The organism is Geoalkalibacter sp. (assembly GCF_030604225.1).
Lineage (GTDB): Bacteria > Desulfobacterota > Desulfuromonadia > Desulfuromonadales > Geoalkalibacteraceae > Geoalkalibacter.
In genome coordinates this window covers 1-24,609 of record NZ_JAUVWH010000029.1, presented here as the reverse complement: position 1 = coordinate 24,609, position 24,609 = coordinate 1, and the positions used below count along the sequence as shown (strand labels likewise).

The 24,609-nt window shown below is 64.9% G+C and carries 23 protein-coding genes; 7 read left to right on the top strand and 16 right to left on the bottom strand.

Translation table 11 applies throughout. The features are described from left to right. From QAT43_RS14835 to QAT43_RS05195, 4 genes are all read right to left on the bottom strand, one after another. On the bottom strand, positions 1-169 hold a 169-nt coding region (locus QAT43_RS14835; protein WP_442900209.1), incomplete at its 3' end, for a nucleotidyltransferase domain-containing protein. A gap of 113 nt (positions 170-282) precedes the next feature. Further along, a complete protein-coding gene (locus QAT43_RS05205) occupies positions 283-858 on the bottom strand; it encodes a LemA family protein (protein ID WP_305041988.1) in 576 nt (191 codons plus the stop codon). A gap of 127 nt (positions 859-985) precedes the next feature. Next, positions 986-2,887: a GIDE domain-containing protein gene (locus QAT43_RS05200; RefSeq protein WP_305041987.1), complete on the bottom strand. Its 1,902-nt coding sequence runs from the start codon at positions 2,885-2,887 to the stop codon at positions 986-988. Positions 2,888-2,995: 108 nt separating this feature from the next. Continuing rightward, positions 2,996-3,400, bottom strand: a complete 405-nt coding sequence (locus QAT43_RS05195) for a DUF4870 domain-containing protein (protein ID WP_305041986.1) — start codon at positions 3,398-3,400, stop codon at positions 2,996-2,998. Positions 3,401-3,588: 188 nt separating this feature from the next. On the opposite strand from QAT43_RS05195, the gene QAT43_RS05190 reads away from it, so the two are divergent. From QAT43_RS05190 to QAT43_RS05175, 4 genes are read left to right on the top strand one after another with little or no spacing between them, the layout of a single operon-like run. After that, positions 3,589-6,105: a TIGR03960 family B12-binding radical SAM protein gene (locus QAT43_RS05190; protein WP_305041985.1), complete on the top strand. Its 2,517-nt coding sequence runs from the start codon at positions 3,589-3,591 to the stop codon at positions 6,103-6,105. A 55-nt stretch (positions 6,106-6,160) separates the two neighbouring features. Further along, entirely contained in the window at positions 6,161-7,675 is a 1,515-nt protein-coding gene (locus QAT43_RS05185; protein ID WP_305041984.1) for an Rne/Rng family ribonuclease, read from the top strand. Positions 7,676-7,705: 30 nt separating this feature from the next. Next, the gene (locus QAT43_RS05180) at positions 7,706-7,975 is read left to right on the top strand and encodes a hypothetical protein (protein WP_305041983.1); all 270 of its coding nucleotides are present in this window, start codon (positions 7,706-7,708) and stop codon (positions 7,973-7,975) included. A gap of 13 nt (positions 7,976-7,988) precedes the next feature. Further along, entirely contained in the window at positions 7,989-8,567 is a 579-nt protein-coding gene (locus QAT43_RS05175; RefSeq protein WP_305041982.1) for a HEAT repeat domain-containing protein, read from the top strand. 56 nt (positions 8,568-8,623) lie between these two features. Here the strand turns inward: QAT43_RS05175 and QAT43_RS05170 are convergent, their stop codons facing one another. From QAT43_RS05170 to QAT43_RS05160, 3 genes are all read right to left on the bottom strand, one after another. Continuing rightward, positions 8,624-9,949, bottom strand: a complete 1,326-nt coding sequence (locus tag QAT43_RS05170) for an HD-GYP domain-containing protein (protein ID WP_305041981.1) — start codon at positions 9,947-9,949, stop codon at positions 8,624-8,626. After that, positions 9,939-11,591 (bottom strand): HEAT repeat domain-containing protein, encoded by a 1,653-nt coding sequence (locus tag QAT43_RS05165; RefSeq protein ID WP_305041980.1) that lies wholly within the window; start codon positions 11,589-11,591, stop codon positions 9,939-9,941. Before QAT43_RS05165 ends, QAT43_RS05170 begins: the two co-directional genes overlap by 11 nt. Positions 11,592-11,689: 98 nt before the next feature. Further along, positions 11,690-13,519, bottom strand: a complete 1,830-nt coding sequence (locus tag QAT43_RS05160; protein ID WP_305041979.1) for an AMP-dependent synthetase/ligase — start codon at positions 13,517-13,519, stop codon at positions 11,690-11,692. A gap of 123 nt (positions 13,520-13,642) precedes the next feature. On the opposite strand from QAT43_RS05160, the gene coaE reads away from it, so the two are divergent. Next, on the top strand, positions 13,643-14,275 hold the full coding sequence (coaE, locus tag QAT43_RS05155; protein ID WP_305041978.1) for a dephospho-CoA kinase: 633 nt from the start codon (positions 13,643-13,645) through the stop codon (positions 14,273-14,275). Here the strand turns inward: coaE and QAT43_RS05150 are convergent. Next, entirely contained in the window at positions 14,232-15,023 is a 792-nt protein-coding gene (locus QAT43_RS05150; RefSeq protein WP_305041977.1) for an alpha/beta hydrolase, read from the bottom strand. The genes coaE and QAT43_RS05150 overlap by 44 nt on opposite strands. A gap of 84 nt (positions 15,024-15,107) precedes the next feature. Continuing rightward, a complete protein-coding gene (locus QAT43_RS05145) occupies positions 15,108-15,890 on the bottom strand; it encodes an IclR family transcriptional regulator (RefSeq protein ID WP_305041976.1) in 783 nt (260 codons plus the stop codon). Between the two features lie 308 nt (positions 15,891-16,198). Here QAT43_RS05145 and QAT43_RS05140 point away from each other — a divergent pair, with 308 nt between their 5' ends. Continuing rightward, on the top strand, positions 16,199-16,651 hold the full coding sequence (locus QAT43_RS05140) for a universal stress protein (protein WP_305041975.1): 453 nt from the start codon (positions 16,199-16,201) through the stop codon (positions 16,649-16,651). On the opposite strand, the gene QAT43_RS05135 is transcribed toward QAT43_RS05140, so the two are convergent. The 7 genes from QAT43_RS05135 to QAT43_RS05105 form a co-directional block, all read right to left on the bottom strand. Continuing rightward, positions 16,648-17,523 carry a sugar phosphate isomerase/epimerase family protein gene (locus QAT43_RS05135; protein WP_305041974.1) on the bottom strand — a complete coding sequence of 292 codons (876 nt, stop codon included), beginning with the start codon at positions 17,521-17,523 and terminating at the stop codon, positions 16,648-16,650. The two genes, QAT43_RS05140 and QAT43_RS05135, sit on opposite strands and share 4 nt — an antisense overlap. A gap of 122 nt (positions 17,524-17,645) precedes the next feature. Continuing rightward, on the bottom strand, positions 17,646-19,172 hold the full coding sequence (locus QAT43_RS05130) for a VC_2705 family sodium/solute symporter (protein WP_305041973.1): 1,527 nt from the start codon (positions 19,170-19,172) through the stop codon (positions 17,646-17,648). Positions 19,173-19,180: 8 nt separating this feature from the next. Continuing rightward, the gene (locus tag QAT43_RS05125; protein WP_305041972.1) at positions 19,181-19,513 is read right to left on the bottom strand and encodes a DUF4212 domain-containing protein; all 333 of its coding nucleotides are present in this window, start codon (positions 19,511-19,513) and stop codon (positions 19,181-19,183) included. A gap of 90 nt (positions 19,514-19,603) precedes the next feature. Beyond that, the gene (gene truD, locus QAT43_RS05120) at positions 19,604-20,848 is read right to left on the bottom strand and encodes a tRNA pseudouridine(13) synthase TruD (protein ID WP_305041971.1); all 1,245 of its coding nucleotides are present in this window, start codon (positions 20,846-20,848) and stop codon (positions 19,604-19,606) included. Continuing rightward, positions 20,845-21,537 (bottom strand): tRNA (guanosine(46)-N7)-methyltransferase TrmB, encoded by a 693-nt coding sequence (gene trmB / locus QAT43_RS05115; protein WP_305041970.1) that lies wholly within the window; start codon positions 21,535-21,537, stop codon positions 20,845-20,847. Before trmB ends, truD begins: the two co-directional genes overlap by 4 nt. Positions 21,538-21,589: 52 nt before the next feature. After that, on the bottom strand, positions 21,590-22,492 hold the full coding sequence (locus QAT43_RS05110) for a selenium metabolism-associated LysR family transcriptional regulator (RefSeq protein ID WP_305041969.1): 903 nt from the start codon (positions 22,490-22,492) through the stop codon (positions 21,590-21,592). Positions 22,493-22,513: 21 nt separating this feature from the next. Continuing rightward, positions 22,514-23,593: a threonine aldolase family protein gene (locus QAT43_RS05105; protein ID WP_305041968.1), complete on the bottom strand. Its 1,080-nt coding sequence runs from the start codon at positions 23,591-23,593 to the stop codon at positions 22,514-22,516. Positions 23,594-23,657: 64 nt separating this feature from the next. Here QAT43_RS05105 and QAT43_RS05100 point away from each other — a divergent pair, with 64 nt between their 5' ends. Further along, positions 23,658-24,479 (top strand): glutaminyl-peptide cyclotransferase, encoded by an 822-nt coding sequence (locus tag QAT43_RS05100; protein WP_305041967.1) that lies wholly within the window; start codon positions 23,658-23,660, stop codon positions 24,477-24,479. Positions 24,480-24,609: the final 130 nt, after the last annotated feature.

Here is a 24,609-nt window from a genome sequence, read left to right as displayed (position 1 = left end):
TGTCCACGGGGTCGTCGGCGATCACCAGGATGTCCAGGTCGCTGTCCCGGTGCATTTGTCCCCGCACATAGGAACCAAAGAGAATGATCCGGCGCGGGCGGGCCGTTTCGACAATCCGGTCCACGGCAGCCTGAACTTTTTGCGGTGTGACTTCCCAGGGCACGCCCATGTCGGCCTCGTTCGGAAGAAAGTTTGCGGAGGAAGAATCCGCGAAATGCCGATGACCTGATTTATAGCATGCCGCGCCGAGGCGGCAAATCCTTTAATCATCTCCGCAAGGGTTCAGGCCGAGGGCGCCTGAAAGCTCACCTGCACATCCGCGCGATGCGCCGGGTCGATCTGCCACAGGGTGCGGCGCGCGAAGTTGAACAGGCGCGCCACCAGCACGTCGGGGAACTGGGCGAGGCGGATGTTGTAGAGGTTGACCGCGTCGTTGAAGAACTCGCGGCGGTCGGCGATCTGATCCTCGAGTTCGGTGATGCGGGACTGCAGGGCGCGAAAGGCCTTGTCGGCCTTGAGCTCGGGGTAGCGCTCCACCACCATGAACAGGGAGCGCAGGGCGTCGGTGAGCATGTTCTGCGCCTGGATTTTCTGCCCTTCGCCGGCGGCGGTGGTCACCTGGGAGCGCGCCTTGATCACCGCTTCGAGGGTGCGCTGTTCGTGCTGCATGTAGCCCTCGCACACCTTGATGAGCTTGGGCAGTTCGTCAAAGCGCTGCTTGAGCAGCACGTCGATATTGCTCCAGGCCTTGTCGATGTTGTTCTTCATGCTGATGAAGCCGTTGTAGACGACGATGACGAACAGTGCCAGGGCCGCCGTAATGAGGGCGATCACGCCGAGAACGATCCAGAGGGTCATGGGTTTTGTCCTTTCGTGTTGAAAAGCTGGAAAAATTCTAAAAATCTGAACACACAGGGACGGACAGGATAGGCAGGATAAAACCCATGCTCATGTTTGTTCATCCTGCTTATCCTGTCCATCCCCGTCAACCAAGCCAAGAAGTCATTGCCCAAACAGCCGCAGCTAAAGCGGCGGCGAATAAGGCCGTCATCGTCCAGGCATAGCCCCGGGTCAGATGCGCTTCGGATTGGGTCTGGGCGATGATGAAGGGCCGGGTGTGGCTGCAACTGCGGCCGATCACCACCGAGGTGGTGCCGGGCGCGGCACTTTCGCGCCGGTGCAGATGCTCGCGCAGGGTCTGTTCTTCCACGGCGGCGCGGGCCAGGTCCCATTCCTCGGCGTCGATGCGGCCGTCGCCGTTGCGATCGTATTTCTCCAGGGCCTTGGGGTCGAGCTTGAGCTCGCGCAGCGCTTCGCGGGTGCGTTCGGCGAGGCTCAGGCTCTGCTCCCGATAGGGGCGCGCCGAACCCAGCACATAGAGATATGCACCTTCGTGAATCAACTCCTCCACCCACTTTTCGTTGGTTTCGCCGCTGCCAAGGGAGCGCACCAGCAACCCCTCCTGGCCGGGAAAGCCCTCGTGCTTGACGGTGGGTTTGATCCGCGCGCCTTGCGGATCAACGGTGACATTGCCGGTGCCGTCGTCAAGGAAAAAGGGCACCGCGCCGCTGTCGCTCTCGCTGGTCAGTTGCCAGGCGGATTTTTCGTTGCGCCGATAACGCCGCAGCCGATACCAGACGCAGGCGGTCTGGGTGGCCGGGGAGACCAGGGCGTACTTGCGGCGCGCCTGACCGTTGAGTTCCACCATGCCCATGGCCAGGGAGCGGATGCGGCTGGTGGGAGTGTTTTCGATGAGGCGTTTGACGCGCAGGCAGTAAAAAGCGCCGCTGAACAGGCCGGCACTGACCGCCGCCGGCAGCAGGCCGGTGCGCATGCCCTCGTGCACCACCAGGTGTACCAGCCGCCCGTCCCCGGAGAACAGCACCGCCAAGGCCGCGCCGGCGACGGCGCTGCCGCTGAAGATGTGGCGCCGGCCCCAGCGCCGTCGCGACGGGATTGCCGCCGGGGGCGGCGGCAGGATTGCGCCGGTCGGGGGTTGTTCCGCCACGGGCGAATCCTGGGCGGCGATCTCCGCGCGCAGGATATCCAACCCGGGCGGAATGGGCAGTCCGTGGGCCTGGGCGATCTCCGGCATGGGGCGCTGTAGCACGCGGTCGCTCATCAGCCAGCCGAAGCGGGTCAGGGCCGCCAGGTTGGCCTCGTGCACATCCTCGCCGTTTTCGGACTTGCGCACCTGGCAGCCGGGCAGCAGCGCCAGGCCGAAGTCGCAATGAAGGGTGAATTCGCCGGCGTACTCGCGCACCAGGGCGATCAATTGCTCCATGTTGCCGACGGTGCTCGGTCCGGCGCGCTCTTCCAGGCCGCTGGGATCAAAGCCGCCGCTCATTAGGCGCAGGGCCGTTTGCACCCCCTGCGCGTCGTCGATGAGATAGAGGTCGAGCACCGGTTGGGCGCGCAGCACCACCCGCAGCAGTTCCTCGTCGCTCAGGGGCGTGACGGCCGCCGCCCCCTGATAGGTGTTTTGCACCATGAGCCGCCGCAGATTCTTCTGAATCGCTTGCCCGGAGAGATCCGCCAGAATGGCCAGCACCCGCGCGCCCCGTTCCAGGCGCAGGGGCGCGGCGGGCGTGGAGAACTCCAGGAAATCCTGACGAATTTGCAGGCGCCGCACGCGCGTCGGAGCGAAACGCGGCGGCGTGGGGTGAATCAGTTGCGCGGCGATGCCGTGCTGGGTCACCAGGGCGGCCAGTTTTTCCAGCTGCTTGCGCGCCCCCTGGGCGAGAAGCGCCGTGCCCCGGCCGAGCAGGCGCTGGCGGGCGGTGAAGGCGTCGAGGCGAAACTGCTCGGCGAGACGCGGCAGCAGCGCGCGCATTTCTTCCGTCTCCGCCAGGGTGCGGGAGACCAGCAGGTAGTGGGTTTCGCTCATGATCGAAGACTCTGGGGCACGACGCGCGGCAATGAAGTCATAAAAGTTTGCGCAATTTAATGCAATCCTCATGCCTTGCCGCCCCCGCGCGACCCGGAGTCCTGGGGGCTATTTGATGAAGCGGATGCTCAGGGGGTAGCGGAAATCCTCGCCGGAGCGGGTTTTGATGGTGGCGACGAGGATCATGACCAGGTCGAACAGGGACAGGGCGATGATCAGCAACACACCGATGCCGATGACCGCCAACAGCATGGACACCAGCAGATAGAGGGTGACGCTGAGCTGAAAGTTCAGGGCTTCCTTGCCGTGACGGTCGACCTTGGCAAATTCGCGCCCCTTGAACAGCCAGATGGCGAGAGGGCCGAGAATGTGGCCGAAGGGCAGCAGATAGCCGCACAGGGCGCTCAGATGGGCGGCCATGGCCCAAGTCTCTCCGGCCGGGTCGGGCATGCCGTAGGTGGGGTTGTCGCCGGAGTTGTCGGGGTGCAGTTCGATATCTTGATCGGGTCGCATAGATGGTTCTCCCAGCCAGGGACTGAAAATGAGAGACAAAGTCTAGCACAGAGGCGCCGGCGGTCCTAGCCTTGTTGCCGCAAAGCAAGCAATCGGCGCAAAAGGGGTTGAGGGTTGCTTGTCCGTCGTGCTAACTTCTTCTCTTTTGTTTCAACCGCGCCGCAAAGCGTCCCTCATTCGGAAAATTCATGGCTTACGAAGATATTCTGCCCCGCCTCGCGCGGCCCTCGCGCTATCTGGGCGGCGAAGTGGGCAGCATCGTGAAAGATCCCGCCCAGGTCGAGTTGTCCATCGCCCTGGCCTTCCCCGACGTCTACGAGGTGGGCATGAGCCACCTCGGCTTTGCCATCCTCTACCGCATTCTCAACGAGCGACCCTGGCTGGCGGCCGAGCGGGTCTATGCCCCCTGGGGGGATCTGGAGGCCGAACTGCTGGCGACGGGCGAACCGCTGCGCTCCCTGGAGACGGAGCGGCCCCTGGCCCAATTCGATATTCTCGGCTTTACCCTGCAATATGAGCTCTCCTACACCAATCTGCTCATGATGCTCGATCGCGGCGGCGTTCCGCGCCGGCGCACCGAGCGTGGCGAGCACCATCCCCTGGTGGTGGTGGGCGGCCCCTGCGCCTACAATCCCGAGCCCCTGGCGGATTTCTTCGATTGCGCGCTGATCGGCGACGGCGAGGAGGCGCTGGTGGAACTGTGCGAGGTGGTGCGCGCCGCCCGTGCCGCCGGCGAGAGCCGCGCCGCGCTGCTGGAGCGGCTGGCCGCCATCGAGGGGGTTTACGTGCCCGGCCTGTTCGCCGTGGACTACCAGGACGACGGCCGCCTGGCCGCCATCCGTCCCTTGCGCGCCGGGTACGAGCGGGTGCGGCGGCGCTTTCTCGCCGATCTGGACAGCGCGCCTTTCCCCACCCAGCCGGTGGTGCCGACCATGAACACCGTCCATGACCGGGTGGCGGTGGAAATTGCCCGCGGTTGCACGCGCGGCTGCCGCTTCTGCCAGGCGGGCTACATCTATCGCCCCGTGCGTGAGCGCAGCCCCGAGCGAATTCTCGAGATCGTCGAGCAAGCCCTCGCCGCCGGCGGGCATGAGGAAGTCTCCCTACTCTCCCTCTCCAGCGGCGACTATGCCTGCATCGAGCCCTTGCTCAAGAACCTCATGGGCCGTTTTGCCGAAAGCCGCGTGGCGGTGAGCCTACCCAGCCTGCGGGTGGGTTCCCTGACCCCGGAGCTCATGGAGCAGATCCAGAAGGTGCGCAAGACCGGCTTTACCCTGGCGCCCGAGGCGGGCAGCGAACGCCTGCGCCAGGTGATCAACAAGGGCATCAGCGCCGAGGATCTGGTCGAAACCACGCGCATCGCCTTCGGCCTGGGCTGGCGGGTGATCAAGCTGTATTTCATGATCGGCCTGCCCACGGAAACCCCCGCCGACCTTGACGCCATCATCGACCTGGCGACGCGCGTCAAGAAAAGCGGCAAGGGCACCCAGGGCGGCGCCGATGTCAATGTCTCCGTGTCGACCTTCGTGCCCAAGGCGCATACCCCCTTTCAATGGGAGGCGCAGATCGGCATCGCCGAAACCCGCCGCCGTCAGGAGTTGCTGCGCGAGGGGCTGCGCGCGAAAAAGCTGCGCATGAAGTGGCACGCCGCCGAGATGTCCTTTCTCGAAGGGGTGTTCGCGCGCGGCGACCGGCGCCTGGGCAAAGTCATCGAGGCCGCCGTGGACCTCGGCTGTCGCTTTGACGGCTGGAACGACTGCTTCGATTTCGCCCGCTGGCAGCAGGCCTTCGCCGATTGCGGGCTGGAGCCGTCCTGGTACCTGCGTGCGCGCGATCCCGGCGAAGTGCTGCCCTGGGATCATATTGACTGCGGCATTCCCAAGGCGTTCTTTTTGCGGGAGCGCGAATTGGCCCTGGCCGGGGCGGCGACCCCCGATTGCCGCGCGGGGCAGTGCTCGGGGTGCGGCATCTGCGATTTTGAGGAACTGCGCCTGCGCCTGTGCGACCCGCGTAATCTGGCCGAGCTGCCCGCACCGGCGCTTGAGGCCGCGCCCGCCGAGGAACAGCGCTGCCGGTTGCGTCTGCGGCTTGCCAAGACCGGCAAGGGGCGCTTCATCGGTCATCTGGAATTCATGAGCCTGTTTCACCGCGCGGTGCGCCGCGCCGGGCTGCCGGTGCGCCATACCCAGGGGTTTCATCCCCATCCGCGCATTTCCTTCAGCGAGGCCTTGCCCCACGGCATGGAGAGCGAGGCGGAAATCATCGATCTCGATCTCGCCCAGCTCTGCGGCGCGCAGGACGCCCTGAGCGCCCTCAACGCCTGCCTGCCCGACGGCTTCCGAGTGCGTGAGGCGGCGCTTCTGGACTGGCGCGGCGTCGCGCCATCCGCTAGTATTGAAAGCACCGTTTATCGCTTCGCGCTGCCGGCGGGTGCGTCCGCCGATGTGGAGGCGCGCATCGCCGCGTTCCTGGCCGCGCCCGAGGTGCCGGCCCAGCGCCTGAAAAAAGGCCGTTCCGTTGCCGTCGACCTGCGTCCCGGCGTGGTCGATGCCTGGGTGGAGGACGGTTGGCTGCTGCTGGACCTGCGCCAGGGTAGCCCCTTGCCCGTGGTGGCCTATCTGCTGGAGCGCGACGAAACCCAGGTGCGGGAACTGCCCGCCTGCAAGATCGGCGTGCGCTTGCGCCCGGCCCCGGACGGACCGTGAAGATTTTTCGATTCCTGAGGAATTTTGGATATTTTTGTGTTTGGAAGGAGATCCCATGGCCAAGGAACTGGTCATCAACACCACCTCCCAGGAGACCCGGGTGGCGCTGCTGGAGAACGGCCACATCGCCGAACTCTACATCGAGCGCTCCCGTGAACGGGGGATCGTGGGCAACATCTACAAGGGGCGGGTGATTCGCGTCCTGCCCGGCATGCAGGCGGCGTTTGTCGACATCGGCCTGGAAAAGGCGGCGTTTCTCTACGTGGCCGACGTGTTTGACGAGGTCGAGGCCGTCGAAAAGTTCATCGACGGCGGCAGCCATGGCCCGCCGGGGGCGGGCGAGGAGGCCGATGTCGAGGCGCGGGTGCTGCCGCCCATCGAGGATCTGCTCAAGGAAGGTCAGGAAATTCTCGTGCAGGTGGCCAAGGAGCCCCTGGGCACCAAGGGCGCGCGCATCACCTCGCATATCTCCCTGCCGGGGCGCAACCTGGTTTACATGCCCACCGTCGATCACGTGGGCATCTCGCGGCGCATCGAGAGCGAGGAGGAAAAGGATCGCCTGCGCGCCATCGTCGAGGGCATACGTCCCGCCGGTTCGGGCTTTATCGTGCGCACCGCCGCCGAAGGCAAGAGCGAGGAGGATCTGCGCCTCGACATGGAGTTTCTCCTCAACCTCTGGCAGGACGTGACCCGGCGCAAGGAGGGGCGCGGCGCCCCGAGCCTGATCCATTCCGAGCTCGACGTCATCTGCAAGGTGGTGCGCGACATTCTCACCGAGGACGTGCGGCGCATCGTCGTCGATTCGCGCGACGAGTACGCCAAGATCGAGCGCTTCATCGGCACCTTCATGCCCAAGCTCAAGTACTCCATGGAACTCTACGAGGACGACGAGCCGATCTTCGACGCCTTCGGCCTGGAGGTGGAGATCGCCCGCGCCCTGGGGCGCAAGGTGTGGCTCAAGAGCGGCGGCTACATCATCATCGAGCAGACCGAGGCGCTCACCGCCGTCGATGTCAACACCGGACGCTTCGTCGGCAAGCACAACCTCGAGGATACCATCCTCAAGACCAACCTCGAAGCGGTCAAGGAGATCGCGTTTCAGCTGCGTCTGCGCAACATCGGCGGGCTCATCATCATCGATTTCATCGACATGGAGAAGGAACCGCACCGCGACAAGGTGCATCAGGCGCTGCTCGAAGCCCTCAAGAACGACAAGAGCAAGAGCAACATCCTCAAGATTTCCGAGCTCGGCCTGGTGGAGATGACCCGCCAGAGGGTGCGCGAGAGCATCGGCCGCACCCTGTGCGAGTCCTGCCCCTATTGCGAGGGCAAGGGCTACGTCAAGAGCCGCGCCACCCTGGCCTACGAAATTTTTCGCGAGCTGCGCCGCGAGATGAAGGAGCTGACCAGCGACAAGATCACCCTGGTGGTGCATCCCGACGTGGCAGCGATTCTCTACGACGACGAGCGCCAGGGCATCGAGGAACTGGAGCGGCGCTACCACAAGGAGATCACCATCAACGCGCGCCCGGTGTTTCATCAGGAGCAGTACGAAATCATTCCGGGTTAGGGCAAGGCCATCGCTACGGGAGGTGTGAGCATGGACAAGGCGCTGCTGGAGCAGGTACGTGACAAGCTGGGCGCGGATCCGCGTCTGGCCGGGTGCCGGATCAGCCGGGAGGGGGAGGAAATCCACCTGGCGCGGGGCGACGAGCTGTTCGTGCGGCTGATCCCCGCTGCCGCCCAGGGGCTCTGGCGCATGGAGTCCTTCCGCAACCAGGAGCGCTGGGAAATCATTGAATTCCAGGGAACCCTCGACGAGTGCCTGGAGTTTCTCGGCGCCCATCCCCATTATCTTTTCTTTGAGTGAGGGTGCGGCAACCATGCTGGAGAAGCGACGCCAGGCGCTGCACGCGCTGTTGAGCGATGAGGATGCGCAGGTGCGCGCCGCCGCCGCGGCCGCCCTGGAGGCCCTGGAGCCGCTGTTGCATCTGGAAACCTTGGTCGGCGGTCTCGCCGCCCCGGATCGCGGTCGGCGCATCCATTGTCTCTTTGCCCTCGAAGGGGTGCGGGCGCCAGGGGTGCTCGACGCCCTGCTCGCGGCCCTGGGTGATGCCGATGCCGATGTGCGCGCCACCGCGGTGCAAGTGTTGGGCAGTCGGGACGACGCCAAGGCCTTGCCCGAACTGGTCAAGCGCCTGCGCGACGGCGAAGCGGCGGTTCGCATGTACGCCGCCGAGGCCCTGGGACGGTTTCGCGACCCACGCCTGGTGCCTTATCTGGCGGCGGTGCTCAAGGACGGGGACAGCGGCGTGGTCGAGGCGGCGGCGCGCTCCCTGGGAAATCTAGGCGCCGCCGAAGGCGAGAAATACCTGCTCGCCCTGCTGCGCGATGGCCGTCCCGCCGTGCGCAGCGCTGCCGCGACCGCCCTGGGGCGGCTGGAGGCCGGCGCCCCGGGTTGACGGGCAGCGGTGGATGAAAAAGGGGAAATGAGCGCCGGCGGCCAACGTCGGCGTTTTTATTGGGCGAGATGTTCCTCCAGATCGATACCGAGGAGAAAGGGATCGACCTCGCCGACGACTTGGTCGAGATCGGTCGCGGCGAGTTCCCGCTCCTGGGGCACGGCCAGTTTTTGCCCGGCGCGATCATAGAGCACCCTGAGCCCCAGATCCTGGCGCGCGACGCTGCCCACCGAAATCACCAGGGCGATTTCGCCGCCCGCCAGGCGCACGGCGGTGCCGACGGGATAGGGGCCGAGAAAGGCGAGGAAGCGATCGAGGAAGTCGGGGTGAAGCAGGGTGCCGGCGACGCGGCGCATTTCCCGGCCGGCCTGGCGGGGACTCACCGGGCGGCGGTAGGCGCGCAGGGTGGTCATGGCATCGAAGGAGTCGGCGATGGCCGCCATGTCCACCAGGGGCGAGAGGGGGCGCCCGATCAGATCGCCCGGATAGCCCCGGCGATTGTAGTGCAGATGATGGCCGCGCACGATGTCGACCACCTGGGGGGGAATGCTCTGCATGCGCGCGACCAGTTGCGCGCCGTGCTCGGGATGCTTTTTGATCTCCTCGAATTCCTCGTGAGTCAGACGGCCGGGCTTGTTGATGATGCCGATGTCGACCTTGAGCTTGCCCAGGTCGTGAAGTAGGCCGCCCATGCCGAGAATGTGCAGGTCTTCCTCCGCAACCTCGCAGGCGCGGCCCACGGCAATGGCGATTACCGCGACGTTCACCGAGTGCTGGAAGGTGTAGTTGTCGTAATCCTTGATGAGGGTCAGGGCGAAGAGGGCGTTGGGGTTGCCCAGGGTCGATTCGACCATGCCGCGCACCGCCGTGCCCGCCTCCGTCGTGGACGGGGTGCGCCCCAGGACCACCTCCTGACAGATGTGCTCGGCGACGGCCAGGGCGTGGCGGAAGACGGCGCGCGGCGGTTCCTGGGTGGACGGTTTGCGCAGGGGCAGGACATGGCGGATGCCGCGTTCGGCCAGTGCCTGCTCCAGACCGGCGGCCTGCCAGCCGCCCTCATGGGCCAGGACCAGGAATTCCTCGATTTCCCTGGGTCCGGCTCCGGCCCGCAGTTCCAGCCCTTCGAGCTTGAGCGCTTGCAGCAGGCGCGCCATTTCCGCCAGGGCGGGGTTGCTCTCGTTGAACAGATAGTCCTCGCAGAACAGCACCCCGTCGGCCAGGCCGAGGCGCAGACTTGTGCGATCCACGAGAAGTTCGCTCAGATGCTGGGCGCACAGATCCGTCTGGCGACTCACCAGGGGGTGCGAGCGCGGATAGAGGCGCAGACTCTGCGCGGCTCCGGCCAGGGTCTGCACGAATTTTTTCATCAGGTCAATATTCACGGGATTCGATCTCAAGCCTTTCCTGAAGAACCCGACCGGCGGTGCGGGCCACCCGCCCCCGCTTCTGCCTGCCGGCCGCGGCCAGGGCCGCGAGGGCCTCGTCGGTGCCGATGCGCGCCAACGCCAAGGCCGCCTCCTCCTGAATATCCTGGAAGCGTCGGCGGCGCAATATCTTGCGCCGATTCAGCAGGGCGATCAACGCCGGAACCGCCTCCGCGTCGCCGATTTCCCCCAGGGCGCGCACCGCGCCCCGCGTCAACTCCGCGTTACGCAGCCAGGGGTCGGCTGCTTCCACCAGGCGCAGCAGGTGCGGCAGGGCGGCGCGCTGGCGCAAAGCGCCAAGAAACATCAGGGCCTGCTGCTGCAGGTCGCTGTCGCCTTCCTCCACCGCCACCAGCAGCACGTCGAGGGCTTCCGGGCTGCCGATGCGCGTCAAGCCGCGAATCGCCTCGCGGCGCACGCGGACATCGGGATGACCGAGAAAGACCGTCAAATGACCGACCCGGTCCGTATCGCGGAGCTCGCCGATGATCGCCAGGGCGTTGCGCACCACATACCAGCGCTCGTCCTTGAGCAGGCGCAGCATGGCCGGCAAGGCCAGGCTTTCAAAATAAACCAGGGTCTGGGCGAGGATTTTTCGCGCATGGGCTTCTGGTTCCACGCACAGGCGCGCGGCGAGGATGTCAACCGCCCGTTCGCCCGTGAGTCTAAGCAATTTCTGTACCTCGCGCACGTTCTCCGGGGCGGCGCGCGGATCGCAGATCTCCTCCGTCAGGCTTTGCAGCAGATCCTCGTCCAGAACGTCCTCCAGGGCACGCCGGCAGGCGTCGCGGCGAGTCTCGCTGAGCCGCGCGTCGCGACAGGAGCGTGCCAGGCGCCGCAGGATGGCGCTGAGGCGGGGGAACTCCGTGGCCCGGTTGATCTGCCAGAGCCTGTCGACCAGTTCGCGCAGCAGCAGGCGGTAGGTTTCGTCCACCGTTTCGGTTTCCAGACGCGCCAGAATGTCCTCGGCGGATGTCGGCTGCGGGGGTTGAGGCGGCGCCGGCGCGGCCAGCTCCTCAGGCATGACGAATTCCGGCAGGCCAAAGGGGGTTTGTTCCATGACCAACCCACCTTCGGGCGCGGGCGTGGCGGTCGGCGCGTCGCGATCCTCGCGGGGGAGCGCGGATTTTTCCTCTTCCAGGGAGCGCCGCTGCTGGAGAATGCGGGAAAAATCCGATTCGTTGATCCACAGGGTGCCGATGCCCGCCTCGCGCATGAGCTTGGCCAGGCCCCCGCGGCGGGCGATTTCGTCGGCGTCCAGGGCGATGCGGGCGGCCCAGTTTTCCAACTCCGCGGCGGTGAGATCCGGCAGGATCATCAACTCCTGCACGCGGCGCGCAAAAAGCTGCTGCGCGAGTTTTTTCAGCGCGGGATTGGCCGGGGCGATGGGCTGCCCCTGATGCTCGAAGCGATCCTTGCGGATGCTCAGGGAGAGATGCTCGGCGTCACCGATCAACTGGGTAAAGCGCGCCGCGCCGGCATTGACGGCCTGGTGACGGGCGGGATGGCCGGCCGGATAGAGATGCACCGCCTTGATGAGCACGCCCAGGCCGCGCAGGGCTTCTTCCAGAAGGGATGACTGGTCAAGAGGAAGGCTCACGGGCAAGGACAATCCTTTCCGGCGTGCATGCGACAGGTGTGAAATGCATCTCCCTCGGCAAAGATAACCGCAGGCGGGAGCTTTGTAAAGTCAGGGCGCTAGTCGCCGTTTTCCGTGGTTTCCACCATGCAGAAACCGGCGTCGTGGATGCCGTGATCCTTGGCGGCGTACATGCCTTCGAGGATGTCCTGAAAATGCTCGGTAATGACCTTGCGCTTGAGTTTCATGGTCGGGGTGATTTCATCCTTGGCAAAATCCTGGGACAGCAGGGTGAAGCGCTTGATGCGCTGGAACGAGGTCATGCCCTGCTGCAGTTGGTCGACGCGATCCCGAATCAGGGCGAGAACCCGCGGATGATTGACCAGGTCGCAGTGGTCGAGGAAATCGATGCGCGCGTCGCGCGCGAACTTTTCCAGGTTGTCCAGGTTGGGCACCAGCAAGGCGGTCAGAAAGGGCTTGCGATCGCCATGGACCATGGCATTGGCGATGAACTTGTCCGTTTTGAGAAGGTTTTCGATGTTCTGCGGCGCGATGTTCTCGCCGCCGGCGGTGACGATGAGATCTTTCTTGCGGTCGACGATCCGGAGAAAGCCGTCGGCGTCCATCTCCCCCATGTCCCCGGTCCGGAACCAGTCGCCGGCGAAGGCCTCGGCGGTCTCCTCGGGGCGCTGCCAGTAGCCTCGGCAGATACCCGCGCCGCGCAGCAGGATTTCGCCGTCCTCGGCCAGGCGCACCTCGATGCCGGCAAAGGGGCGGCCCACTGTGCCGAGACGCCGTGCTTGCGGGGTGTTGACGGCGATGCCGCCGGCCGATTCGGTGAGGCCGTAGCCTTCGTAAATGTCGATCTGCGCGGCGAGGAAAAATTCCGCGATATCCACGCTCAAGGGGGCGCCGCCCGCTACGAAGAAGCGCAGGCGCCCGCCGAGGTGGGCGCGCAGCTTGGCGAAAACCGCGTGGTCCGCGAGTTTGAGCAGCAGGGACAGCGCCCCGCCCGGTTGCTCGCCCACGAGGCGCAGACGGGCACCGGCGCGTCCGACCCGCAGGGCGCCGAAGAAAATCTGTTTGCGCAGCCAGGATCCGGACAGCACCCGCTCCATGATGCGGGCGAACATTTTTTCGTAGAGGCGCGGCACGCTGATCATCAGGGTCGGCCGGACCTCGGCGATGTTGACCGGCACGGCCTCGATGCCTTCGGCATAGGCGATGGTGACGCCGCGATGCAGCATGAAATAATAGCCGTCGACCCGCTCGAACACATGGGAGAGCGGCAGGAAGGAGAGGCAGACATCGCCCGGCCCGATGGGAAAAAGCCGCGCCACGTCGCCGACGTTGGCGAGGATGTTGCTGTGACTGAGCATCACGCCCTTGGGCGTTCCGGTCGTTCCCGAGGTGTAGATCAGCGTGGCCAGGTCTTCCTCGTCGGCGGCGCGCAGGGCATGGTCCAGTTGCGCGGCGGGCACGGACGCGGCGCCGTCGAGAAAATCCCTCAGGCCGAGAACCTCGGGTTGCCGGGCCTCGTCCTCGAGGAAAATCACGTGCCGCAGTTCGGGCAGTTCGGCGCGCCGCTTGAGCAGCTCCAGCGCCATGCGCCGCGATTGAAGAAAGAGAATGCGGCTGCCGGAATCCTTGAGAATGTGGAGGATGGCGGCGGTACTCTCGGTGTGGTAGACCGGCACCGTCACCCCGCCGCAGGCCATGGCGCCGAGGTCGGCGAAGGCCCAGCGCGGAGAGTTGGGCGCCATGATGGCGACCCGCTCGCCCGGCGTGAGGCCAAGGGCCAGCAGCGCCCGGCCGTAAAGGCTGATTTCCGTGCCGAGTTCCCGCCAGCTCAGGCTGCGATAGACGCCTTGCACCTTGTGCATCATGGCGGGCTGGTCGGCCCACTTGCGCGCGTTGTCCAAGACCATGCGAACCAGGGTATCGCCCATGGGCAACTCCGTCGGGGAGGTTGTTTGGCGGCCACGGATAACCCAAGTATATCACACGGGAAAAAGCTGTTGACAGGGCCCTGCCGATATGGAAGCTTGGCCCTGGGGAAGGGATGGACGGCCATGGTACTGGGAGTGACGGGCGGAATCGCTTCGGGGAAAAGCAGCGTCACGGCGATGTTTCGTCGCCTCGGCGCCCGCGTGGTGAGTGCCGATGAACTAGCGCGGGAGATCGTCAAGCCGGGCTCGCCGGTGCTGGAGCAACTGGTGGCACGCTTCGGCGCGGACATCCTTGCCGCCGACGGCAGCCTTGATCGCGGCGCCCTGGGCGCCCGGATTTTTGGCGACGAAGGCAGTCGGCGCGCCCTCAATGCCATCACCCATCCGGCCATCGCCCGCCTGGCCGAGGAACGCCTGGGGCCGCTGCGCGGCACCGGCGCTCCCCTGGTGATCTATGAGGCGCCGCTGCTTTTCGAGGCGGGCGCCGAAGGGCGGGTCGACAAGGTGCTGGTGGTCAAGATTCGCCCGGATTTGCAATTGGCGCGACTGATGGCCCGCGACGGCCTGAATGAGGAGGATGCCCGGCGACGAATCGCGGCGCAACTCTCGCAGGAGGAAAAGCTCGCCCGTGCCGATTACGTGATTGATAACTCTGGAACGCCGCATGAAACCGAGGCGCGGGTGCGCGCGCTCTTTGCCGAGTTGGGCGGGGCTATGACCGGCGCAGGCCCGCCAGAAAACTCGCCGCCAGGGTGAAGGTTTCGGGCTGGCGGGGGTTGTCGGCGGTGGTGAGGACGTGGGGAGCCTCTGGGCCGAACAGATGAAATTCCTTGTGCGGGCTGCCGAGATGCTCAAAGAGCTCCATGGCGCTGGGGATCAGGACCGTTTGATCGCCCTGGGCGCTGACCACTAGGGTCGGTGTCTGCACCTGGCGCAGGCGCGAGCGCAGATGGCGGGTGAGGCGATTGATCTGGTAGACCCCCGCCACCGGGCGGCGCTCGTAATAAAAGGGCAGATTCTGCGGCGTCAGGGTCCGATTCTGAAAGGGCTTGATGAAGCGCAGCAGTCCCGCCGCCGGGGCCAGGCGGTGACGCAGGCGCAAAAAGGGCGAAAGCAGCACCAAGCCCGCCAAGGGGTGCTCCAAGGCGGCCCGCAGCAGCAAGAGGGCGCCGGTGCTTTGGCCCACGGCCGCAACCTGATAACCCTGCGCCGCGAGACTCCGCAGTCCGTGCAGAACGGCGGCCAGCCAGTCCTCCAGGCGCTTGCCGGCAAGATCCTCGGGACTGGTGCCGTGGCCGGGCAGACGCAGGCCGTAGACCAGGTAGCCGCGCCCGGCCAGGTAGGCGCCGAGGGGTTTCATTTCCCAGGGCGAGCCGGTAAAGCCATGCACCAGCAGCACCGCCTCCTGCGTCCGCCCGCCGCCCAGAAGGAAAGGCAGGTTTTCCTCGTGGCGGCAGCCCTCGGCGCGGGCCCGGGCGATTTCGGCATCGAGCAGGGTCTGCATTCTGGAAGGCGTCTTTCCCCGAAAAAAAACGCCCCCTTGGGCAGGGGGCGCGTTTCATTCGTCCGTTCGGGCGAACATGCCGGCTTACTTGTGAAAGCCCAGGCGGTTCGACAATTCCTCGGCGGCTTCAATAACCAGCGGCACGATTTCCTCCTCGATGCGCTTGTCGTCGATGCGCATGCTCGGCCCCGAAACGCTGATGGCGCCGACGATGCGCCGGGTGTAGTCGCGAATCGGCGCGGCCACGCAACGCACGCCCAGATCCAGTTCCTCGTCATCCAGGGCGTAGCCCTTGGCCGCCACCTCGCGCAGTTGCTTGTGCAGCACCTCGCGGTCGGTGATGGTGTTGGCGGTGAAGCTCTTGAGGGTGCGCGCCGGCAACAGACTGTCGATTTCCTCATCGGACATGAACGCCAGATGCACCTTGCCGGCGGCGGTGCAGTAGGCCGGCATGCGCGAGCCGACGCGCGACACCACGCGCACCGTCAGGTTGGTTTCGACCACGTCGAGATAGACGATGTAGCCTTCCTTGAAGATGGCCACATAGGCGGTTTCGTTGCAGCGCTCGACGATTTTTTCCAGGATCGGCTTGGCCTGGCGCAGCAGACCCATCTGCTTGATGAAGGTTTGCCCCAATTCGAGGGCCTTGAGGCCGAGGCGGTAGTTTTCCGTGGCCTTGTTCTGCTCGATGTAGCCGCGCGATTCGAGGGTCGCGAGCAGACGAAAGACGTTGTTCTTGTGCAGCTTGAGCCTTTTGCTCAGTTCCGTGACGCCCAACTCGTCGACATCGTCATGAAATTGCTCAAGCAAGTCGAGGGCGTGGGAAACCGCCTGGATAATATATTCAGATTTCTCTTTTCTGGCCATGGAGGTCGAGATCCTTTTCGCGAATCTATTGCACGACGGGATACAAGGTTTACCATCTTAGAGAATATAGACCATATGTCAAGCGGTAAGGCCTGGAAAAGAGGGGAATTCGCTTCCGCACAAACAGAATTTGCGTGGAAATGTCCGTCTTTAAGGCCAAGGCAGTCAAGATAATAAAATGATGTTTTATAAAAGTCAACACAAGCCGGTGTTAAAACTTTCCTAGGGAAAAGCACCGGCGACGGTTGACTTTGCCCAAGGGCTTGGCTACCTTGAGGAGGTTGTTGCGCCTTGCTTCGGGGGAGCCCATGCTCAATCTCAGCAAAAAAATCCTGGTCGCCATCGACGGCTCGCCCCAATCCGACAAGGCCGCCGAGGAAGCCGTGCGGTTGGCCCTCGCTTCCGGCACCCGCTTTCGCAGTAAGATCTACGCCATTCTCGTGCTGCCCGGCACCCGCGCCCCGTCCTTCACCGACTTCATGCCTTCGCCGCCGCCGACGGAGCGTCCCGGCTGGGAAGAGCAGCGCAAACGCATTTTTTTCGTGGTGGAAAAAGTCGCCGCGGAAGCCGGCGTCAGCGTGGAGAATGTCGTGGTCTATGGTGACGCCGCCGAGGAAATCCTGGCGTTTGCCGAGCAGGAAGAGATTGCGGTGATCGTCATCGGATCCTCGGGCGCGGGCCGCGTGCGGCGCGCCCTGCTGGGCAGCGTGTCCACCAAGGTGGCGCTGCATGCCCGCTGTTCGGTGTACATCGTGCGTTAGACGCCCCACTGCCCTTCCCGTAGCGCCTCCCCGATTCCCCCCTGATTTTCTTCCCTTGCTCTTCCGTCCTCGCCCGGCAGAGGCACGTGGTGCCGTGTTTCCTGGCAGAGGTAGAAAAAAATTTCCGCGAGGCTTTCGCGAATCAGCTCTTCTTCTTGGGGAAATTCCTGCGGCGAGAGTTCCAGCACCAGGGCCTCGTTGTAAGCGGTTTCGCGCAGGTGATTGAGAAAGCGGGTCAGGGGCAGGATGCCGTGGCCGGGCAAGAGGTGCTCCTTGCCGTAGCCGTAATCGGAAAAGTGGATGTTGCGCATCATGCCCGAGTCGTAAAAGAGATGGAAGTCATGCAGGAAATTGGCCTTGGAGGTGCCCATGTGCGCGGTGTCGAAGGTCAGGAACAGGTTGTGGCGCTGGAGAAAGTCGATCATCTTGCGGGTCTGGCCGAGGTAATAGGGGTTGGTCTTGAACGCGCCGGTGCAGGGCATGTTCTCCATGGTGATGATGACCTGGTTGTGACCGACCTGCGTCTGGAAGTCCTTGATGTTTTTCAGCCAGCGCCAGAAACGCCACTCGAAGGCGATCCAGGCGGGGGGGTGAAAATTGATGAGGGGAATGCCGGCATTGAGGGCCAGTTCGGTGGTGCGGGTGAGCTGCTGGATCTTATTGCCCCAGCCGTCGAGTTCGAAAAAAGGCGCGTGCAGCGAGGCGATGGGCAGGATCTGCTGCAGGTCGCGCACATAGGCAAGGTTGTCCTGATACTGGAAGTCATGGTTGATGATGACTTCCACGCCGTCGAAGCCGGTATCCCTGGCCAGTTCGCAAACCTTGGCCAGGGGCAGGGTATGCAGGCTGCCTGCCGAGAGAACCAGCTTCATCCGATGTCCCGAAAATCGTAAAACACCATTTTAAATCCGCGTATGTTTGCCCCTCCATGGGGAGCAGCCAATCCCCGGCGCCCGGGCAGGTTCGCGCCGCCACCCCGGGCGCGTCGCGCCATTCAGGGCGTGTGCACCTTTTCCACCAGATAACGCCGAATGCTCTCCGGCGGCGGCGGTGTCACCAGGGACACGCCGATCATCACGACGAACACCAGGGGCACGCCCAGCAGCGCCGAGGACGTCGGGTGCAGCACCCCTTGCAGCGCCGGGAAGATCTGCGGCAGGAAAAAGGCGGAAAAGGTCACGCTGATGCCGGTCAGCATGCCCGCGATGGCGCCGTACTTGTTGGTACGGTCCCACCAGATGCCCAGAACGAAGACGGGAAACAGGGTGTTGCCGGCCAAGGCGAAGGCCACGGCGGTGATCTCGGCGATCAGTCCCGGCGGGTTGGCGGCGAGCAGCACCACGAGAATCGCCATGGCCAGGGTTGCCCCTTTGGCGACCCGCACGCACTGGCTCTGGCTGGCCTGGGGGTTGAGCAGGCGGTAATAGATGTCGTAGGAAAAGGCGCCGGCGCCGGTGATGAGCAGCCCGGTGACGGTGGAAAAGGCGGCGGCGATGGCCGCGGTGGCGGCGATGCCGGTGAGCCACAGGGGCATTCCCGCCCAGTCGCTCGCCAGCAGCACGATCATGTCGGCGCTCTCGCGGGCGGTTTCCAGATCCGGCACGATGCCGCGGCGCGCCTGCCAGATCTTGGCGAAGATGGCGTAGGCCGGCGCGCTCCAGTAGAGCAGGCCGATGAAGAAAATCCCCCAGAGCACGCTCCAGCGGGCATCGCGCAGGTTGGGCGCGGTATAGAAGCGCGCCAGCACATGGGGCAGGCCGGCGGTGCCGACCATCAGGGTAAAAGCCAGGGCGCACCACTGAAAAACATCGGCGTGGGCGAAGGGCTGGGTAAAGAGGCCGCGGGTGTGGCCGTGCAGTTCGCGCAGGGCGGTGCCGTAGCCGAACTGGGGCAGAACCCAGAAGAAGTTCAGCTCGCGGGCGATGAACATCAGCGGCACGATGAAAAAGACGATGAGCACCGCGTAGTGCAACTGCTGGTTGCGCGTGGCGCCCAGGGTGCCGGCGAGCACGATGTAGCCCATGACCACCACCGCGCCGAGCAGCAGCGACTCGGTATAGTCGAAGCCGAAGATCCAGGAGAAGATCAGGCCGATGCCCTTGTACTGGGCGACGCAGTAGATCAGGGAAATGATGATGGCGATGATCGCCGAAAGCAGCCGCGCCGCGGCGGAATCGTAACGCTCGCCGACGAATTCGGGGGCGGTGAACTTGCCGAAGCGCCGCAACTGACCGGCGAGCAGGATGAGCAGCAGCACGTAGCCGCCCGTCCAGCCGATGACATAGGCCAGGGCGAAATAGCCCTGCAGGTAGAAAATGCCGGCGATGCCGAGCAGCGAGGCGGCGCTCATCCAGTTGGAGGCGATGGCGGCGCCCGCTCCGACAATGCCGGTGCGCGCGCCGGCGACGGGATAGTATTCCGTGCCCCCGCGCACCCGACTGAAGAGGCCGGCGAGGACAAACACCGCCAGGGTGAAAAAGAGAATCAGCGCCGGGCTGATTTTAAACCCCTCTGCGAGCATGGCGACTCCTACTTGCGCGGCCGGAAAGCGCGGGTCAGGCGGTCAACGAAGGTGTTGAACAGAAAGCACAGCACGATGAACCAAACGATGAGGAAGTGGCCGGTGTACCAGAAATGCAGGGGAAAACCGAAGAAGGTGATCTCGGTGAGGGGTCCCTCGCCCTGAGGGGTGCCGGCGGTCCAGGCCAGCAGCAGCTGAAAGCCGAAGGTAAAGAGCGCCCAACTGGTGAGCAGCACCCAGATGTAGATGACTTTTTGGCGCATGTAGCCGGGGCGCGGCCGAAAAAAATTGATCCGGTAATCCTCGGCGGGCGGGTCGGATTGCGGGGGACGGCTGCTCATGGACGATCCTCCAGGGGCGCCCGCGACAAGGGGCGGCCGGTATTACGATGAGAGAAACCTTAGCATAAGCGCCGCGCGCTGAGAAGCGTCTTAAAGGGTCTGTGTCTCGGCGGCGTCGCCGTCCGGCGCCGCCGGATCCTCGGTTTTCATCAACTCGCGCAGCACGCTGGTGGCGTAGCTGCCGCGCGGCAGGGAAAATTCGACGTGCAGGACGCCGTCGGCGTGGGTGGCGCTAGGTTGTCCCAGGGGCACGCGCAGGGGGCGCCGCTCCCCCTCCATGGTCAAGCCGTCCGGCAGGCGAAAGGACTCCAGGCTCAGGCCCGTCGAAGCGAGGAGACTTTCCTCGAGCAGACCCGCCTGGCCGCCGGCGAGGCGCACCTTGACGCCATACAGCGGACCCGTGGGACTGATCTCGAAGCGCTCGGCGCGGGGTTGCTCTTTCGCCGCGTCTTCCACGGCGAAGCAGGCGCCCTTGCCGTGCAGGTAGGCGAGATCACCGGGCCAGAGCGAATCGAGGCTGGCCAGGCGCATGGCCACCAAGCGATCGAACAGCCAGGATTGGCAGGCGGAGAGAAACAGGCGCAGCTTGCGGCGGGGAAAGGCCAGCACCGCCGCGCGGGCATCGCGCCCGGCATGCAGGGCGCTCACCAGGCGCCGCTCATCGGCGTGACTGCCGGGCAGGCTGGCCAGGGTTGCGGCCAGATCGCCGTCGCGAAAGCAGCGCGCCGCCTGCTGCCAGCGCGGTTCGCGAATCATTTCGGGGTCGCCGATGATCTGCCGCGCCGCCTCGGCGAAGTCGCCGGCGAGCAGGGCTCGCCCGATGAGATGGCTGTTGTGTAGGGCGCCGTAGCGCTGGACGCCGAAGAAATTGGGCACGCCGACCTGCTCCAGGACATGGAGCACGTCGCGGGCCGTTTCCAGCGCCTCGGCGGGCACCTCGCGCACGCGAATGCGAAAATGATTGCCGGCCAGGTGGCCGAGGCGCAGCTTGTTGCGGTGGTAGTCGGCGCGCAGCACGCGCGCTCCGGGGATCTGCCGGCCCTCGAGCTGTTCCCGGCGCACGCCCGGCAGGGACACCCATTGGCGGGTGCGGGCGCGGGCATCCTTGAGTCCGGCATAGCCCAGGTCGCGCTCGCGCAGGTCGAAGGCGCGGGCGAGGCGGCGCAGCAGCTCCAGGGTGGTCAGCCCTTCTTTCTCGATTTCCAGGTAGAGGTGTTCGCCGGACCCGCAGGGCAGGTACAGGGGCAGCTCCTCGACGATGAAATCCTCGGGAGTTTCCTTGATGCGCCCGCCGGTGCCGGGAAAATGGTTGCTGAGGTAAGGGTGGGCGGTCACGGAGAGGCCGCCGCCCAGTTCATGCGAAAGCCGGCTTGCAGGGGCGGGGCGGCCAAGGCCGGCGGCCGCGCCAAACGGCGATAGTGGACAAAATGCATGGGCTCGCCCTGGTCGAGGGCGCGCAGCATGTATTTCGAGCGCGGATAGTCGGGCAAATCGGCCATCACCGGCGCCTGCGCCGCGCGCTGGTAATCCGGACTGTCCTCGAGCAGCCGCGCGACTTCCTCGGCGTAGTCAGCCACGTCGGAGCTGAAATAGAAGGCCCCCGCGGGGCGCAGGATGGCGCTTGCCAGGCGCAGGAATTCGGCGTTGACCAGGCGTCTGCGGCGGTGGCGCTTTTTCGGCCAGGGATCGGGGCAGTTGATGAAAATTTCGTCCAGGCTCGCCGGGGTCAGGTAATGGGTGAGAAAATGGCGCGCCTCGGCGCGCGCCACGCGCACGTTGGCAAGACCCTCCTCCTCGAGCTTGCGGCAGGTCTTGTCGCAGCCGCGGTTGAAAATGTCGATGGCCAGGTAGTTGCGGTCCGGATTGGCGCGGGCGCGCTCGACGATGAAATGGCCGGTGCCGCAGCCGATTTCCAGGGACAGGGGATGGTCGTTGCCGAACACCGCCGCCCAGTCGGCGACGGTCTTGATCCGCTCCTCGGAAAAAAAATAGGGCGAATGGATGAGAATCATGCGTTGGGTCATGGGACTCCAGTCTCGCGGGAATCGTTGCAGCGCCTGGGTAGCACAATCCGGGCTAATTTGCAATGGCGGCATCGGCGGCGAGGCGCACGGCGAACACTTCGGCCGGCGGGCTCAGCCGGCGGTTGCGCCGATGCACCAGGAAAAAGGGCCGGCGCAGGGAAAAATCGGCGAGGGGCAGGATGGCCAGGGTGCCGCGCCGGACCTCCTCGGCGACGGCCAGGGAGGAGAGAAAGGCCAGGCCGATATTCGCCTTGACGCTTTCGCGGATGGCTTCGCCGCTGCCGAGTTCGGCGACCACCCGCCCTTTTTCCAGGTCGAAGCCCTGCTCGCGCAGCGCCTGAACGGTCACGCTGCGGGTGCCCGATTCGCGTTCGCGCAGCAGGAATTCGGCCTCGTTGAGATCCGCGAGGCACAGGGAGGCGCGGCGCGCCAGGGGGTGATGCGGGGCCGCGACCAGCACGATTTCATCCTGAAAGACCTCGCGCCATTCCAGGCGCGGGTCGCGCGCCGGCGCCCCGATCAGGGCCAGTTCCAGGTCGCCCTGCAGCAATTGGCGCAAAATGTGGCTGGTGCCCGAAATCTGCAGGCTGAACTGGATGGCGGGAAAGTCCTGCTTGAGCGCCGCGATTCGCTGTGGCAGCAGGTAGGCGCCGGGAATGGTGCTGGCACCCAGGCGCAGATGCCCGGAAACCTGGCCGCGAAACTGTTCGAGCGCCTGGCCGGCTTCGTCCCTGAGACGCAACATGCGCTGGGCGTATTGATAGAGAATGCGTCCCGCCGGGGTGGGTTGCGCCTCGCGCCCCAGCCGGTCGAGGAGTTTTTCGCCGAGCAGCTCCTCCAGGTGGCGCATGTGTTCGCTCACCGTCGGTTGGGATAGGCGCAGCATCTCGCCGGCGCGGGTGAAGCTCTTGGTGTCGACGATGCGGCAGAAGACTTCGAGGCGTTTGAGATCCAAGGTTGAGCTCCTGGGGCGAGGTCAGGGCGCGCTGGCGCCGTGCGGGTGGCCAAGGTCCCGCAGATCGGCCGCCAGGGCCGCGATGTCCGCGTCCGTGGTGCGCCAGGAACACATGAAGCGTGCGTGCCCCGAGCCGATGAAGGTGTAGAAATGCCAGCCCCGCTGCTTGAGCTGTTCGATCAGCAGGGGCGGCATGCTGACAAAGACGGCATTGGCCTGGCGCGGGTGGGTGATGGCGACCCCCGGCGTCTGCCGCAGCTGCTTTTCGAGCAGCGCGGCGCAACGATTGGCGTGGGCGGCGTTGCGCACGTAGGCGCCGCTTTCCAGTAGGCCGATCCAGGGCGCGGCGAGAAAGCGCATCTTCGAGGCCAGCTGCCCGGCCTGCTTGCAGCGATAGTCGAATTCGTCGGCCGGCTCGCGGTTGAAGAAAATCACCGCCTCGCCCACCGCCATGCCGTTTTTCGTCCCGCCGAGGGTCAGTACATCCACCCCCGCCCGCCAGGAGAGATCCGCCGGCCTGACGCCGAGGGCGGCCAGGGCGTTGGCGAAGCGCGCGCCGTCCATGTGCAGGCGCAGTCCCAGGCGGCGTGCTTGGTCGCCCACGGCGCGCAATTCCTCTAGGGAATAGACGGTGCCCAACTCGGTGGCCTGGGTGATGGAGAGCACCTTGGGTTTGGGATAGTGAATATCGCTGCGCCGCCTGACGCAATGCTCCACGGCGTTCAGATCGACCTTGCCGTCCGCGCCCGAGACCAGCAGGATCTTGGTGCCGTTGGAGAAAAACTCCGCGGCGCCGCATTCGTCGGTCTCCACATGGGAGCTTTCATGGCAGATAACACTGTGGTAGGAATGACAGAGTGCCGCCAGGCCCAGGGAATTGGCCGCCGTGCCGTTGAAGACGAAGAACACCTGGCAGTCGGTTTCGAAGAACTCGCGCAGCAGATCGCAGGCGCGGGCCGTCCAGGGGTCGTCGCCGTAGGCGTTGGCATAGCCCTGATTGGCCTCGGCCATGGCTTGCCAGGCTTGCGGGCAGATGCCCGCGTAATTGTCGCTGGCGAACTGGTTTTTTCGCGGGCCGGCGGCGCCGGGATGCTCTTTCATGGCGGGGCTCCCTGGGGATCTGTCGCTGTCCAATCCGAAAAGCATACGTGACAACGGAGAAAAGATGAAGCTGCTTCGCGGTGCCGAAATCCTTTCGGTCTTGCTCCTGACGCTTTTCGCGGGCTGGTCGCCGCCGGCCTTGGGCGGGCAGCACGCCGCCCCTGTCTACCAGGCGCGGGTGGTGGCCGCCTATCCCCACGATTCCCAGGCCTTTACCCAGGGGTTGCTCTACCATGAGGGCTATTTTTACGAGAGCACCGGCAAGCACGGCGCCAGCAGCCTGCGCCGGGTCGCGCCGCTAACCGGCCAGGTGCTGGCCCGCCTATCCCTGCCGGATGCCTATTTCGGCGAGGGATTGACCCTCTGGGAAGGGCGCCTGGTGCAGCTGACCTGGAAAAATCGGGTCGGCCTGGTTTATTCCCTTGATGATTTTTCCCTAGTGGAAACCTTCGCCCTGGCCGGTGAAGGATGGGGCCTGACTCACGACGGCACCTCATTGATCCTGAGCGACGGCAGCGCGGAGCTGAGTTTTCTCGACCCCCGGAGCTATCAGGTCCTGCGGCGCCTCGCCGTCCACGACGCCGGTCGGCCAGTGCGGCGCCTCAATGAACTGGAATACATCCGCGGCGAGATTTGGGCCAATGTCTGGCTGACGGACCGCATCGCCATCATTTCGCCCGAGGACGGGCGGGTGCGCGCCTGGCTCGATTTAACCGGACTGCTGCCGGCGGAGTTGCGTACCGCGCGCACCGCCGAACTCAACGGCATCGCCTACGATGCCAAAACCAATCGCATTTTCGTGACGGGAAAATACTGGCCGCGGGTCTTTGAGATTGAGATCGACCCAGGCAAGAAACAAGAAATTGACAAACTGCAAAAAAGATGAACATAAGATTTGGATGAACATTGGGCCTGCAAGCCCAACGAAAAAAGGACCTGGCAAGCCTGCCAAGTCCTTCTATTTTCGTGGAGCCACCCAAGGGACTCGAACCCTCGACCTGCTGATTACGAATCAG